This window comes from Paenibacillus lentus, assembly GCF_042714055.1.
GTDB lineage: Bacteria > Bacillota > Bacilli > Paenibacillales > Paenibacillaceae > Fontibacillus > Fontibacillus lentus_A.
Map to the genome: position 1 here is coordinate 118,099 of NZ_JBHGVC010000013.1, position 12,904 is coordinate 131,002.

Consider the following 12,904-nt stretch of genomic DNA (forward strand, 5'->3'; position numbering starts at 1 on the left):
TGGGTGCTAGTACTCCAGCTTGATGTTAGCCAAATACTCAGCGATTCCTTCAATTTCTGCGTCCGTAAGTCCAAGGTCTTCCTTCGGAGAAGGCATGTGGTTCCCCGGTTTAATAGCTTGTGGATCCTGCAGCCATTCGATTAAATTCTCCTTGACCGGCTTGCCTTTGAACGGTTTATTCGAGCCTTCTTCGTTAATCAGAATGCCGGCGACTGTCTCGCGGTTTCCGATCCCCGTTAAGTTCGGCCCCATCGGTCCGCCTTGATCGCCTACCGCATGGCAGCTTAGACATTGCGTCTTGAACACTTCAGCGAGAGCAGGATCCTGGATCGGCTCAACCGGCTGCTTAATCGCAGTTACCCAGGTATCGAATGCTTCCTGGCTTACCGCCTTCACCTTAAATTCCATCAAGGCATGGGACGGCCCGCACAGCTCCGCGCATTTCCCAAGGTAAACGCCTTCGTTCTCGGCCTCGAGCCATGCCGTGTTGATCGTTCCCTCGGTATTCGTATCCGTCTTACCTCCGAGTGAAGGCACCCAGAAGGAGTGAATAACGTCCGCTGTTTTCAATTGAAAAGCAATTTTCTTATTCGTAGGAATAATCAAGTCCTGAGCCGTCGTAATTTCATAATCCGGATAATTGAACTCCCACCAGAACAGATGCGACGTCACCTTAACCCGAATGGCGTCCTTATCCTCCCAATAGTTCTCGCCATAAGCAAATATCTTTTGCACCGTTGCTACGGCAAGGATGAGAACCAGAATGAGCGGAATCCCTGTCCAAATAATCTCCAGCAAGTGGTTACCTTCAACCTGCTTAGGCATCTCCTTATCCCCTGGCTTGCGACGGAATTTAATCAATACATAGGCCGCAATGCCGAATACAATTACGAGTACCGAGAACATGATCGTAATTGAAAGCTTCATCAAATCAAACTGTCCTTGTGCTACCGGGCCTTGTGGTCTGAGCGCAGACAAGTCTTCGCGACCGCAAGCGGACAGCAAGAGCGTCAGCCCAGCAAACAAAGGAACAAGCCTCTTCCCAGCCTTCCACCGTTTCATCATTGATCTACCCCACTTTTACATATTCTTCCGATGATTACAGGCCTACTCCCTCGCCTGGGAAAAACCTACCTGCCTTAGCACGGAAACTGCAATCCTGTCAATTAAAACAATCACTTATTAAATATAAGAGCGAACCCCTCTTTTGTCAATGAGATCAGGGGAGTTCACAAATTGTTCAAATGTCTGAAAAAGCCCGTCACAAAAGGGTTTGCGAGCGTTTCCATCCTTCTAATTACCCAGGAACCTCGTTTCTCGATCACTAGACTGCGAGAAGGTTCCCCCCGCTTTGCCTATCAGCGAATGATTTGAACCATTTTCGACATTTCAGCGAATTTCTTGTCACAATTGCACAAAAAAGAGGATCCTTTCGTCCTCTTCACAAGGAAGTAAGGACGAGAGGACCCTCTTTTGTAATCGCAAGCGTATGCTCATAGTGCGCGCCCAGGCTTCCATCGGCCGTGCGGATGGTCCAGCCGTCATCCTCCCATAGGACGGCGCCCGTATCGCCGGAAGTAAAGATCGGCTCGATCGTAATGACCATCCCCTCCCGCAAAAGCGCTCCGGTGCGTGCCCGACCGAAGTTCGGGACATCCGGCGGCTCATGCATGGAGCGGCCAATGCCGTGACCGATCAGCGGCTTCACGATGCCGATCCCCGCTTTTCTCGCTACGCTCTGAACCGCAGAGCCAATGTCTCCGATACGATTGCCCGGAACGGCCTGAGCGATTCCCGTTTCCAGCGCTTTGCGAGTGACGGCCATCAGCCTGTCGGCTTCTTCGCTAACTTCTCCGATACGGTAAGACCAAGCCGAATCGGCAAGCCAGCCGTTTTTATTCACGACGATATCAATCGTAATAATATCTCCGTTCTGAAGCTGGCGATGATTCGGGAAGCCATGGCATACGACATCATTCACCGAGGCGCAGGTTGCAAAAGGATAGCCCCGGTATCCCTTTTGCTCTGGCGAAGCCCTTCTCCCGGCCAAGTAATTCTCCACCCATTGATCGATTTCCAAGGTGGTCATCCCCGGGCCGATTCGACTTGCTAGTTCCTGATGACACTCGGCAAGAATCTTTCCAGCTTCACGGATTTTTGCAATTTCATCCTGCGTTTTTAAGATGATTTTCATTTCCGTCTCCTCTCATGGACGTTAATACCACGTTAATAACCGTTGATATAATATATGTAGGAACAAGCAGAAAAAAACCGTCCTGCAGCCTAAGCGCCGCAAGACGGGTATCAAGTGCTCCTGATTGGTTTAACCGTTACAAATCATTCATGCTGATGGGAAGCGTCTAAGATACGGACGAGTTGACCGAATTCAGCTTGCCCATTTCATGTTCAACCAAGTCCGTCAATTCTTCTTCGTATCCACCCATGATGCGATATTTCCGGACGTATTCCTTTACGAATTTTTTCGGATCTTTCGGTTTAAATATCCGGGTCATTTCCCGCAGACTTTCCTTTACTTCATTGTGACCTTTCGTTGCCATACATATTCCCTCCCAGAACGCTTGTAATTAATGCTCCGATTTCGAGAACGCCGAAAAGTAATGTTGTTTCATGAAGTTGTAGGCTGTATTGCGCCTTCTCGGCAGGCACCTGACACTATTACATACCCATAGAAATTCCCGCTTAATCAAGCGTGCTAGCATAGTGTTGTCCATGTACTTGGGACAGTCGCAAACTTGATGGAATAACCTCCTATCTCTTATATTGTAACATATTCAGCTCATCCTTACAGCTTTCTTCCAGACGCACACTTTTTTTGTAAAAATAAAAAACGTCAATTGACGTACTTTCTAAGCTAACAGACCGGGATTCGTCTCAAGAATTATTGCTCTGTACGATTTCTGGTTACAATAAATATATAAGATTGAGAAAGGGAGTTATGACATGCAGCCAGTCAGCAGCATTCACGATTGTCCTGCCGCTTCACCTACCGCATCTCCGCCCCGTTCTTCCCTTGCTTGCAACAAGGAGACGCAGGAGCTGCTCCAGGCAGCGGATGAAGAAATCGTTCAGCGTTTCCCTAAAATGCACAGCTTTGTCGTTGTCCGCAATGGAACTGTACTTATTGAGCGGTATTATAACGGTTTTGATATTTCTGATCTTCATGACTTACGATCAGCCACCAAGTCGATCCTCTCTGTTCTGCTGGGAATCGCAAGTGGCCGGGGGCAGCTGCCACCGCTGGATGAGCCCGTCGCGGACACTGTAAGGAAATATGCCATTGGCCCCCTTGATTCGCTCTGGGAGCAATTAACCCTGCGTCATTTATTGACGATGACCTCTGGTTTTTATTGGAAGACTGGTGCTAAAATGGGAGAAGCCTTTATTCACCGTTTCCACCAAAGCCGCAGTTGGACGAAATACATTCTTCAGCTTCCTCTCGAGGAGCATAAATTTGGCACATTCCAATACTGCAGCGTAGATAGTCATCTGCTCTCCATATTATTGACAGAATGGACAGGGCTAAGCGCGGCAGACTATGCAAGACGATATTTGTTTGACCCTCTCGGCATTGAAGAGGCCGTGTGGAGTGCAAGTCCAGAGGGGCATTCGATGGGTCATATCGGGCTTCATTTAACCGCGCGGGATATGACGAAGATCGGTATGCTCTGTCTTCAAGGCGGCGTCTGGGAAGGAGAGAGGATTCTTTCTGCCGATTGGCTGCTCGAATCCATGACCCCAATATCGGCCGAAAATCCAGGGTATGGCCGCTACGGTTATCATTGGTGGACGGCCAAGGCCAACGGAATACCCTTTGCGTATGCGCATGGTCATGGAGGTCAGCAGATCAATGTCATCCCCGCCCTGGATTCTGTTGTTGTATTTACGGCGGCCAGCGCCTTGAATCGTTGGAAAAACCCCAGACCGTTGCTGGAAAAGTTTATTATGCCTGCATTGAAGCATAGCTAACCGCAATAGCTAGACACTTTTTTTGAGTTCTCTAATCTGGAATTTATCGGAGGGATTAGCCATGTCTTCAAACTCGCCCAAAGTGTTAATTATGTATGCCAGCTACGGCGATGGGCATTATCAGGCTTCCAAAGCTCTTGAAGCAAGCTTTCATCATTCAGGGATAACGGATGTGGTGCTGCTGGACTTAATGGCCGAGGCGCATCCTTTTCTAAATGAGATGACCAAGTTCGTCTACTTGCAAAGCTTCAAAACCATGCCGATCCTGTATGGGTGGGTCTACAATGCAACAAAGGACATGCAGCCGGATACATCGATATTAAGCGTGCTTAATTCGCTAGGCATGAGAAAGCTGGAGCAGGCCATTTCCAGCATAGAGCCTGATCTTATTATTCATACATTTCCTCAATTAGCTATGCCAAAGCTGCTAAAAAGGACAGGATTAACATTGCCGCTCGTCAATATCATCACCGACTTTGACCTGCATAGCCGTTGGGTTCATCCGGATGTTGACCGCTATTATGTGGCTACAGAGGATTTGAAAGAGGAGGTCGTGAAACGCGGCATTCCGGCGAACCGGGTACTGGCAAGCGGCATTCCGCTTAAGCCGGACTTCGGCCAGAGCAGCCGTGCGGAACCGGAACAACTAAGCCAGCTTGATCCCTCCAAGCGCACTGTTCTGCTCATGGCTGGAGCATTCGGGGTCATGCAGGGCATTCGGGACATCTGCGAGACGCTGTTGTTGAACGAAAGCTATCAGGTCATCGCCGTCTGCGGAAGGAACAAGGAGCTACATCGCAAGCTTAAACAGGAACTGAGCCATTATCAGCATTTTCATCTATTCGGATATACAAGCGAAATTGCCCAGCTTATGCAGCTGAGCAATTGCATCGTTACAAAGCCTGGAGGAATTACGCTATCCGAATCACTCGTCAGCAGGCTTCCTATATTCTTGTATCGCCCCGTACCAGGCCAAGAGCTCAATAACGCCCTTTATTTGGAACGTAAAGGGATTGCCAGCATCGCTAATGACCCAGGAACACTTGTCAGCCAAATCGACTCGCTTCTGATGGATGAGGAGCGACTCTCCCGCATCTATAAAGAGATTGATGATTTACGCAAACCTGCCGCAGCCGAAATCATCGTCAAAGACATTATAGAGCAGTGGTTCACGCCTGCTTCCGTACTAGACGGCAACCATTCGTTCGTGCTGTAGCCCGTTTGCCTGGCGTTAATGATCCCGTAAAAAAATGAATTTCTGACCGGCCAATCCCGCAGCGAACAACAGCAGACTCACCCATGGCGCCACTTCAAACACCGGCAGCTTATCGTGCAAATAGATTGCCGATAAAATCATCGCAAGCATGTAGCCCGCATATATAGCAGCTATTTTCAGATTGAATGCGTAGCCCTTGCCGTCTTTTTTGACGCTTTCTCGCTTCAGAATCCTCAGCACCAGCTCAATGACGGCAATTGAGGCAAATACGAGCATCAGCACGGAGAACAAGCTTATCCGATTAAACAATCCCGCACTGGCACCGAATACGATAGAAATGAAGCCAAACAGAGCATGCATCGCAAACATCCAGGTCAAGGCAATCCACGGCACCATCACGTAATACGATAGTTTCTCGCCGATGCCCTGCTTCGGCAAATTCTCTACAAGCTCTTGAAAATACTGCTCCGGATCTTCTCCGAATACTTCCCGAGCCGTCTTGCCATGCTGCTGAGCCTCCAGCAAATGCTGGGCCGTTTCCAGCAGCAGCTCCTCCGCCTTGCCTTGAGCAATCCGGCTGGAGCGCAAATAACTGACCATATTGCCAAAGTACTCCTCATTCTCCGTTGTCAGCTGCGCTCTCAGCCGATTATTCTCTTCTACCATCTGTTTGATTTTCATCGCCCATTTCTCCCTTCGATAATACATGATCCACGCTTTGCCGCAGTCCATCCCATGACCTCCGAAATTGCAGCAGAGCTTCCGCCCCTTTATCCGTGAGTCTGTAGTATTTGCGCGGCGGCCCCCCCGATATCCCGTCTTGCCGGAGTTCTCCGCGGATCAGTTCCTCCTTCTGCATCCGTAGAAGCAGCGGATAAATACTTCCCTCACTGACAAACGCCAAGCCGGATTGCTCCAGCAGCGCCGATAGCTCATAGCCGTAAATCTCTTTATTCTCCATCAAGGCTAAAATACAGCCCTCTAAAATGCCTTTCAACATCTGGCTATAGGTTGTCATCCTGCATTTCTCCATTCCAGCTACTGTTGTTAATCAGACCGTACTCATCAACTATCTTGCAATACAAGTTAGTTAGGTAAACTTCACCTTAGAAACAACTACCTTGTATTGTAACATAGTATACTTTAAAGCGATTTTAGAAGTCAATATGTGTTCTGTACCCCAAAGGCTCGTCATACACTGACTATTGAGACAGGGAACAAGCCCATTCCCTTCATCTCTTGACGGAAAGAAGGTAGGTATTCATGTCCCCTTTCAAGTCCTCTACGGGTCTTTATGAGAATGTAGCTGCATTTCTATGCTATCTGTTCGCTTTTGTTGGCGGTGTCATATTTCTTGCGGTAGAGAAAAGAAGCCGCTTCGTCCTTTTTCACGCGCTTCAATCCGTGATGCTGTTCGCCGGGCTCATGATCGCCCATGCGGCTGCCGGCTTCCTCCCTTTGATCGGGATTGTAGTAGGACTGCTGCTGAACGCGCTTGGCGTCGCCTTATGGCTTTTGCTTATGCTGACGTCGCTGCAAGGCAAGTGGCTTAAGCTCCCATGGATCGGCGAGCTTGCCGAACGACAGTTGAACCGAATGTAGATTCCTTATCGATAAAAGAACGGTGACCAAGCCTGCTCTAGGCCTGGTCACCGTTCTGTCTTTTCTCCAATAAGACTGGAGTTCATATTATTTAGATGCTGCTTTCACTTTGTGGCCTTTTAGTCCGTTGAACAATAAATTCATCACGATCGCGGTGAAGCTGCCGGCAACAATGCCATTGTCGACGAGAATACGGAGCCACTCCGGCACACGCTGAAAAATATCCGGCACAACCGTAACGCCAAGCCCCATGCCTACAGAGCAGGCGATAATCAGCAGGTTCTCATGACGGTTGAGATCTACCTGATCCCCCAGCATGCGAATGCCCGAGGACAGCACCAGCCCAAAGAGCGCAATCATTGCGCCGCCAAGGACGGAAGGCGGAACAAGCTGGGTCAACGCGGCGATTTTCGGAACAAAGCCGATCAGGACGAGCAGGCCGCCGGCTACCACGATCACATCGCGGGTTTTCACCCGGCTCATTTGAATTAGCCCTACGTTCTGGGAATAAGTCGTGTAAGGAAACGAGTTGAACAATCCACCCAGGGCAATGGCCAATCCCTCGGCCCGGTAACCGCGAGCCAAATCCTTGGACGTAATATCCTTTTCCACAATTTTACCGAGCGCCATAAATACGCCCGTCGATTCCGCGACGCTTACAATTGCGACCAAGATCATTGTCAAAATGGCCGATGCGTGAAAAGTCGGCGGCCCGAAATAAAACAGCTGAGGCGTATGGAACCAGCTCGCTTCCTGGAGCGGCTTCAAATTCACACCGCCAGCTAGCCCGGCGACAAGCGTTCCAGCTATAAGGCCGATCAAAACGGAAATGGAGCGAAGAAACCCTTTGGCAAACCGGTTCATCAGAATAATGAATAGTAGAACCCCGAAGCCCAGCGAAAGGTTCAGGAGACTTCCAAATTCAGGATTCGTCTCTGGATTTCCGCCTCCCAAATCAGTCAAGGCAACAGGAATCAAGGTCACCCCGATAATCGTCACCACAGAGCCTGTTACGACAGGCGGGAACAAGGCGATCAGTTTGCCGAACAGTCCGGAAAATAAGAAGACGAACAGCCCCGAAGCGATAATCGCTCCATAAATCGCTGATACGCCCATCCCATCGGTCAAGCCGATCGCGATCATCGGCGATACCGCCTGAAACGCGCAGCCGAGCATAACCGGCAATCCGATACCGAAGAAGCGGTTGCCCCACACCTGGAGCAGCGTTGCTACGCCGCAGGCCAGAAGGTCAATGGCAATCAAATAAGTGAGCTGCTCATGACTCAGCCCTAACGCATTACCGACAATCAGCGGCACGATAATCGCTCCAGCGTACATCGCCAGCACATGCTGAATTCCTAGTGATAACGTTTTGATTGGATGTCTATTTTTTTGAAAGATGGCTTCCCGCTCCATATAATTCTAGTTCCTCCCCAAGTTGTACCTGATTTGATCTCTGGTCTATGATTATTGTTCTGCCGTTGCTTCATCCATAAAAGAAACTGTACCGTTCTCCAAAGCAGCGATGCGCACTAAAGATTCGACGCGATACCCCGCCTCTTTCAGCAGCCTCGCTCCCGGCTGGAATGATTTCTCAATAACGATGCCGATGCCGGCTACGCTGGCACCGACCTGCTCTACGATTCGGGCAAGTCCGAAGGCGGCCTCGCCGTTAGCCAGGAAATCATCGATAATGAGCACGCGATCCTCCGAGCTCAAAAATTTCTTGGACACCGTAATCTCGTTGCTCTCTTTTTTTGTGAAAGAATATACTTTCTCAACCAGAATATTGTCCCTGAGCGTAAGCGATTTGTGTTTACGGGCGAAAATCATCGGCACCCCCAGCTCAAGCGCGGTCATAATCGCCGGGGCGATGCCTGAGGATTCGATCGTCAGCACCTTCGTAATTCGTTCATTCGCAAATCTCCGCGTAAATTCAGCGCCAACTTCTTTCATCAGCACCGGATCCATTTGGTGATTTAGAAAAGAATCCACCTTCAGCACTTGATCGCTCAGCACGATACCTTCCGTTATCACCTTATCTTTAAGCAGCTTCATCTCGCTCTTCCCCCTTCATTTTTCTTAGCGTGTCGCCTTCTTCATTCCGCACTGGAATAAAAAAAAGCCCAGTTCCCAAGGCTGAGAAATGGACTTCATGGCAGAATTCGCCCCATCAGGGCATTGGCATACCAAACTTCGGTCAAGATGAACAGGAAATAACCGTCGCTAGTACGACAATTCGAATTCTCCCCGTAGTCCGATCATTTCCGGTGATCAGGTAGAGACGTGCAGGCCGATTCCTGCACATATACGAGAAGCTTATAAAGAATATTGTCGAAATCTGTTGATTCAATGATTAGAAGTATAACCCAAACGATCCATAGAAATAAAGAGGTATTTCGTGGATTAGGTAAATAATTTGCGAATAAATAGATAAGCGGCGCATCAGGCTGCCTTAGATCGGTCTGGAATCCTTAGGAAGCAGATTCGAAATGATCGATTTCAATTCTCCATCTTCCTGATAGCTCTTTTCTCCGGTATCGAGTCGCCGAATGCGGATTTTTTGATATTCCGAGCTCGGCACAATCGGCGTGAACACCAAATTATCCTGATCCGTAAGTCTGAGCTTGTACCCCATGTCTTCAAACATCAATAAAAAATCCTTCTCCGTCGGGGCCTTGCCCTCATCCAAAAAAATAAGTCCGCGAAGCTCCTTTGTCTCCTGCTTATATTCCACTTCAAAATGAACGATGCATTCCACGATGTCCACACTCCTAAAAGTAGTCATAGTATGTAGAGGCGCAATTACAGCTTTCCCTACATTCGCTAGGCGCATTCTGTTAAAACAGATGAGGCACGGGGGGCGGAACTTATCTTCCGTATACCACCGTGCCGGCAAATTTCGTGGCGCCTACTATTTACTACGGTTCAAATGTCCGTAGGTCAGGTACAAATTATAACAACTCGGTGAACTTTCTGTCATGGCCGCTGCAGCTTACTCGTCAAATTTGCTCGGAGCCGCAGTGTGGACACCATTTCGTTCCTTTCACTAGCAGCGCCGAACAAATTTGACAGGTTGATTCGCCTTGCAGAGACTCCTTTGCCGCAGCGACATGATCCGTTATCTTCACATTCTCTTTCCAGGTTCTGATGCGACGATCCAGTTCCTCCTGGCGCTCACGTTCCCGGTCAAGCTCACGCAACCGCCGTGCTTCCTCTTCCGGATCCATCCGCTCGACAGGCTCTTCTATGGTCGGCTCCTCCTGACCCAAAGAGGCAAAGAGCGCACTCTCTTCCAGCAATGCCAGCGGGTCGCTCACCGGCTTCTGTCCGGCATCCTTCTCTTCCTCTTCATCATGTATCTGTGCAGGCTTATTCGCCTTCTCCAGCTTATGCCCGCAATATTGGCAGAATAACGCTTCTTCCGTAACCGCTTTGCTGCAGGAAGCACAGAGGCGTTCATTTTTGAGCTCGGCAATTTTGCCCCGGATCTCATCCCGTTCTTCGGCCAACAAGTCGCAGGTTTTGGCTAAATCGACCATTTCTTTTTCAGCCAGCGACATATCTTTAATTCGATATCCCTCGTAGAATACCTCGCCCATTCTTTGAAAATACAAGTCCATTTCACGCTCAATATTATTAATCTGCGTGTTCAATCGCCCGATCTCGACCGCGTTTTGCGCCTTATCGGTTACTTTGCCCGCACCATCTTTAATCCGCTGCAAAAATTTCATGACATGCTCCTCCCGTCTTCATAAACTTCCTGATGTGACTGAAATTATATTGTCCCGCCAGCCGGGAATACTTCCTGTATCTTTTCAGTAATTAAACCCACTTGCAGTCTACGAAATCGTAATTATCATAACAGATTTAACCGCCTAGTGAAAATCCCCGATCATTCCTTTGATTCACCTGTGAAGCCGCTGTGTATAAAGACATTAATCGTATGTAAATCTGGTTGGAGGGGATTTTCAGATGAAAATAGGAAAGAAGCCCTATTACGTGTCCGTCGCTCACCGCATGATCCAGGAAGCGCCAAATCAAGATTCCACTGAGTTCAGAGTACTTTTGGATGATGAGGATCTCGTAAAATTGCGCGACAAAATCGCCGAGCTGTCAGAGGAAGATCTTTACACGTTCAGACGCGCTCCCGTACCGTATAAATCCGCGGATCATGATGAGGCGACGGAGCATTTTAACGATCGGATGATCGAGTTATACACATTACTATACCAATATGGCGACGAGCAAACACGGAGGTCGATCATAAGCTTAGGCGTGCTCGGAAAATTGCAAAACCACGACTATAACGATCCCGGTTATAACGGCAAGAGCCCTCTGAACAAATGATTCATTTTTTTGATTTTGCCAAGTCATTCAAGGTACAATAAGGAGGTAGCATGGAACAATTTTTAAACTTAGGAGTAGATTAATCTGGATAGAGTAAATGCAAGCGATAAAGGCTCCCTGTTAAATCAGTTGGATTTGCGGGAATTGTATCAATGGGAAATCGGAGATGATCAACTGCGTAAGCTGGAGGAATGGAAGAAGCTCCCTACGCTGTACCAGCTTGCACTGGACGAGTTGAAGAATAAGATTAAGCTGATTCAAACCGAGTGGAAAATTCATATCGGATACAGCCCGATTGAGCATATCAAAACCCGAATCAAGGAACCCAAAAGCATACTCGATAAGCTGGAACGCAAAGGTCTGGATATGACCGTTGACAATATGGTAAATAAAATTCATGATATCGCCGGCATGCGCATCGTCTTTTCGTTCGTGAAGGACATTTACAAGCTGCTGGATCATCTGCGCCATAGAGAAGATATTACCATCATTGAAATAAAGGATTATATCGCAAAGCCGAAGCCCAACGGGTATCAAAGCCTGCATGTGATCGTAGCAGTTCCGTTGACGCTGTTCGAAGGACAGCGCTGGATGAAGGTGGAGATTCAAATGCGGACGCTGGCGATGGATTTCTGGGCCAGCATGGAGCATATTCTGTTCTATAAGTACGACAAGCAGGTTCCGCCTCATGTCGTCCGTGAGCTGACGGAAGCGGCGAAGGCCGCCGATGCGCTCGATAAGAAGATGCACGGACTGCGCAAGGAAATTATGGGCGCTGCCGAAGCGGCACTTCCCGAACCCGGGGCGTCCATGCCGTAACCGGGTGATGCAAGCAAAACAGGACAGCCGTCCAGAGTGTAAACCATCTCTGCGGCTGTCCTGTTTTGCTTTGCCGGGCATCGTTGTGCGGTTCCCGGCGTCCGATCTGGCGCTAACGGCAGCGGCGATCGCGCGGTATGGCGACGTACAGCGAGCGGTGCAAAACGCGACGGCGCTTGGAGCTGTACGGTTCACGGCCAACCCTAGCGAAGGCGCCGCCGGAGCCCTTTAGCGCGGCTTGCGCTGCAGTTGGCGGGCCAGCTCCTCCGCTCGCTGCATGGCGCCCTCGACCACGAGGCCGAGGCCCTTAGCCGCTCCCGGCACGCCCGGGAGAAGCTTGGCCAAAGCCTCGGCGTTGGGTGCTCCGGCGGCTGCGGTAGCGGGCGTGGCCGATGAGGCTGTGCCCGCTCGCCCCTTGGTGCGGGCCGATCCTGACGCGCCGGATGGCGTGGCTATGCTTGACGGCACGCCTCTGCCGGATGAAGCACGCGTGCCGGAAGCTGCTGCTCCTGCCGCCGACCGTTTGGCGGAGGATGCTTGGGCGGCAGACACCATTGGCGCGTCCGACGCCGCTCCTCCAGCGGCACGCGCTGGTGTGGCCGTCGAGGGGAGCGAAGGTTCCACGTTGTCCAGGTGAATCTGGACGTCGTGGAACTGCGGCCCAGGGGCGTGCAGGCTGCCCTGCTCCGCCATCTCCGCGAGCCACTCGGCGATGCTCGGCCCCCCCGTGCGCGGCCGGGCCTCCGCCTTTAGAGGCCCCAGCGCCGCGCGCAGGGCCTCCGCGGCATCGGGCAGCGGCTTCGCCTCGGCCCATGCCGCAAACACCGCCGCGAGCAGCGTCTCGCGCGTCCAGCCGAGCAGCGACAGCCGCTGCTCGGGAGAAGCCGCGCGCCATGCTGCCGCGCCGAGGCTTGCGGCCTCTTATACACA

General features: G+C 50.3%; 16 protein-coding genes, 1 pseudogene and 1 riboswitch. Of the genes and pseudogenes, 8 read left to right on the forward strand and 9 right to left on the reverse strand.

Annotated features, from left to right (window positions below; translation table 11 throughout):
- Positions 1–6: 6 nt before the first annotated feature.
- From coxB to ACE3MQ_RS22875, 3 genes are all read right to left on the reverse strand, one after another.
- Positions 7–1,065, reverse strand: a complete 1,059-nt coding sequence (gene coxB, locus ACE3MQ_RS22865) for a cytochrome c oxidase subunit II (RefSeq protein WP_379397076.1) — start codon at positions 1,063–1,065, stop codon at positions 7–9.
- 376 nt (positions 1,066–1,441) lie between these two features.
- Entirely contained in the window at positions 1,442–2,194 is a 753-nt protein-coding gene (gene map / locus ACE3MQ_RS22870) for a type I methionyl aminopeptidase (protein WP_379397078.1), read from the reverse strand.
- 166 nt (positions 2,195–2,360) lie between these two features.
- Positions 2,361–2,558, reverse strand: coding sequence for a hypothetical protein (locus tag ACE3MQ_RS22875; protein WP_019635239.1), 198 nt, complete (start codon positions 2,556–2,558; stop codon positions 2,361–2,363).
- 403 nt (positions 2,559–2,961) lie between these two features.
- Between ACE3MQ_RS22875 and ACE3MQ_RS22880 the strand changes: the two genes are divergently transcribed.
- A complete protein-coding gene (locus tag ACE3MQ_RS22880) occupies positions 2,962–3,987 on the forward strand; it encodes a serine hydrolase domain-containing protein (RefSeq protein ID WP_379397081.1) in 1,026 nt (341 codons plus the stop codon).
- Positions 3,988–4,048: 61 nt separating this feature from the next.
- Positions 4,049–5,203 carry an MGDG synthase family glycosyltransferase gene (locus ACE3MQ_RS22885; RefSeq protein WP_379397083.1) on the forward strand — a complete coding sequence of 385 codons (1,155 nt, stop codon included), beginning with the start codon at positions 4,049–4,051 and terminating at the stop codon, positions 5,201–5,203.
- 15 nt (positions 5,204–5,218) lie between these two features.
- On the opposite strand, the gene ACE3MQ_RS22890 is transcribed toward ACE3MQ_RS22885, so the two are convergent.
- Positions 5,219–5,884, reverse strand: coding sequence for a DUF1129 family protein (locus ACE3MQ_RS22890; protein WP_379397085.1), 666 nt, complete (start codon positions 5,882–5,884; stop codon positions 5,219–5,221).
- Entirely contained in the window at positions 5,853–6,221 is a 369-nt protein-coding gene (locus tag ACE3MQ_RS22895; RefSeq protein WP_379397087.1) for a PadR family transcriptional regulator, read from the reverse strand. The genes ACE3MQ_RS22890 and ACE3MQ_RS22895 overlap by 32 nt, the downstream gene beginning before the upstream one ends.
- A gap of 245 nt (positions 6,222–6,466) precedes the next feature.
- Here ACE3MQ_RS22895 and ACE3MQ_RS22900 point away from each other — a divergent pair, with 245 nt between their 5' ends.
- On the forward strand, positions 6,467–6,805 hold the full coding sequence (locus ACE3MQ_RS22900) for a DUF4870 domain-containing protein (protein ID WP_379397089.1): 339 nt from the start codon (positions 6,467–6,469) through the stop codon (positions 6,803–6,805).
- A gap of 87 nt (positions 6,806–6,892) precedes the next feature.
- Here the strand turns inward: ACE3MQ_RS22900 and ACE3MQ_RS22905 are convergent, their stop codons facing one another.
- The 4 genes from ACE3MQ_RS22905 to ACE3MQ_RS22920 all read right to left on the reverse strand — a co-directional run bounded on the left by ACE3MQ_RS22905 (position 6,893) and on the right by ACE3MQ_RS22920 (position 10,539).
- Positions 6,893–8,221: a nucleobase:cation symporter-2 family protein gene (locus ACE3MQ_RS22905; protein WP_379397091.1), complete on the reverse strand. Its 1,329-nt coding sequence runs from the start codon at positions 8,219–8,221 to the stop codon at positions 6,893–6,895.
- Positions 8,222–8,272: 51 nt separating this feature from the next.
- Positions 8,273–8,863 (reverse strand): xanthine phosphoribosyltransferase, encoded by a 591-nt coding sequence (locus ACE3MQ_RS22910; protein ID WP_379397093.1) that lies wholly within the window; start codon positions 8,861–8,863, stop codon positions 8,273–8,275.
- A gap of 175 nt (positions 8,864–9,038) precedes the next feature.
- Positions 9,039–9,139, reverse strand: a riboswitch (purine riboswitch).
- A gap of 121 nt (positions 9,140–9,260) precedes the next feature.
- A complete protein-coding gene (locus ACE3MQ_RS22915; protein ID WP_379397095.1) occupies positions 9,261–9,566 on the reverse strand; it encodes a hypothetical protein in 306 nt (101 codons plus the stop codon).
- A 241-nt stretch (positions 9,567–9,807) separates the two neighbouring features.
- A complete protein-coding gene (locus ACE3MQ_RS22920) occupies positions 9,808–10,539 on the reverse strand; it encodes a zinc ribbon domain-containing protein (RefSeq protein WP_379397098.1) in 732 nt (243 codons plus the stop codon).
- Between the two features lie 241 nt (positions 10,540–10,780).
- Here ACE3MQ_RS22920 and ACE3MQ_RS22925 point away from each other — a divergent pair, with 241 nt between their 5' ends.
- The 5 genes and pseudogenes from ACE3MQ_RS22925 to ACE3MQ_RS22945 all read left to right on the forward strand — a co-directional run.
- Positions 10,781–11,155: a hypothetical protein gene (locus ACE3MQ_RS22925; protein WP_379397100.1), complete on the forward strand. Its 375-nt coding sequence runs from the start codon at positions 10,781–10,783 to the stop codon at positions 11,153–11,155.
- Between the two features lie 144 nt (positions 11,156–11,299).
- Positions 11,300–11,974 (forward strand): GTP pyrophosphokinase, encoded by a 675-nt coding sequence (locus ACE3MQ_RS22930; protein ID WP_379397102.1) that lies wholly within the window; start codon positions 11,300–11,302, stop codon positions 11,972–11,974.
- 4 nt (positions 11,975–11,978) lie between these two features.
- Positions 11,979–12,206, forward strand: a complete 228-nt coding sequence (locus ACE3MQ_RS22935; RefSeq protein WP_379397104.1) for a hypothetical protein — start codon at positions 11,979–11,981, stop codon at positions 12,204–12,206.
- 168 nt (positions 12,207–12,374) lie between these two features.
- On the forward strand, positions 12,375–12,611 hold the full coding sequence (locus ACE3MQ_RS22940) for a hypothetical protein (protein WP_379397106.1): 237 nt from the start codon (positions 12,375–12,377) through the stop codon (positions 12,609–12,611).
- A pseudogene (locus ACE3MQ_RS22945) lies at positions 12,568–12,904 on the forward strand (hypothetical protein); the annotation flags it as partial. The gene ACE3MQ_RS22940 and the pseudogene ACE3MQ_RS22945, both read left to right, overlap by 44 nt.

Bases quoted from the DNA above. Each gene is read 5' to 3' on its own strand.
- coxB (WP_379397076.1), bottom strand. From the start codon at position 1,065: ATGATGAAACGGTGGAAGGCTGGGAAGAGGCTTGTTCCTTTGTTTGCT.
- map (WP_379397078.1), bottom strand. From the start codon at position 2,194: ATGAAAATCATCTTAAAAACGCAGGATGAAATTGCAAAAATCCGTGAA.
- ACE3MQ_RS22875 (WP_019635239.1), bottom strand. From the start codon at position 2,558: ATGGCAACGAAAGGTCACAATGAAGTAAAGGAAAGTCTGCGGGAAATG.
- ACE3MQ_RS22880 (WP_379397081.1), top strand. From the start codon at position 2,962: ATGCAGCCAGTCAGCAGCATTCACGATTGTCCTGCCGCTTCACCTACC.
- ACE3MQ_RS22885 (WP_379397083.1), top strand. From the start codon at position 4,049: ATGTCTTCAAACTCGCCCAAAGTGTTAATTATGTATGCCAGCTACGGC.
- ACE3MQ_RS22890 (WP_379397085.1), bottom strand. From the start codon at position 5,884: ATGAAAATCAAACAGATGGTAGAAGAGAATAATCGGCTGAGAGCGCAG.
- ACE3MQ_RS22895 (WP_379397087.1), bottom strand. From the start codon at position 6,221: ATGACAACCTATAGCCAGATGTTGAAAGGCATTTTAGAGGGCTGTATT.
- ACE3MQ_RS22900 (WP_379397089.1), top strand. From the start codon at position 6,467: ATGTCCCCTTTCAAGTCCTCTACGGGTCTTTATGAGAATGTAGCTGCA.
- ACE3MQ_RS22905 (WP_379397091.1), bottom strand. From the start codon at position 8,221: ATGGAGCGGGAAGCCATCTTTCAAAAAAATAGACATCCAATCAAAACG.
- ACE3MQ_RS22910 (WP_379397093.1), bottom strand. From the start codon at position 8,863: ATGAAGCTGCTTAAAGATAAGGTGATAACGGAAGGTATCGTGCTGAGC.
- ACE3MQ_RS22920 (WP_379397098.1), bottom strand. From the start codon at position 10,539: ATGAAATTTTTGCAGCGGATTAAAGATGGTGCGGGCAAAGTAACCGAT.
- ACE3MQ_RS22925 (WP_379397100.1), top strand. From the start codon at position 10,781: ATGAAAATAGGAAAGAAGCCCTATTACGTGTCCGTCGCTCACCGCATG.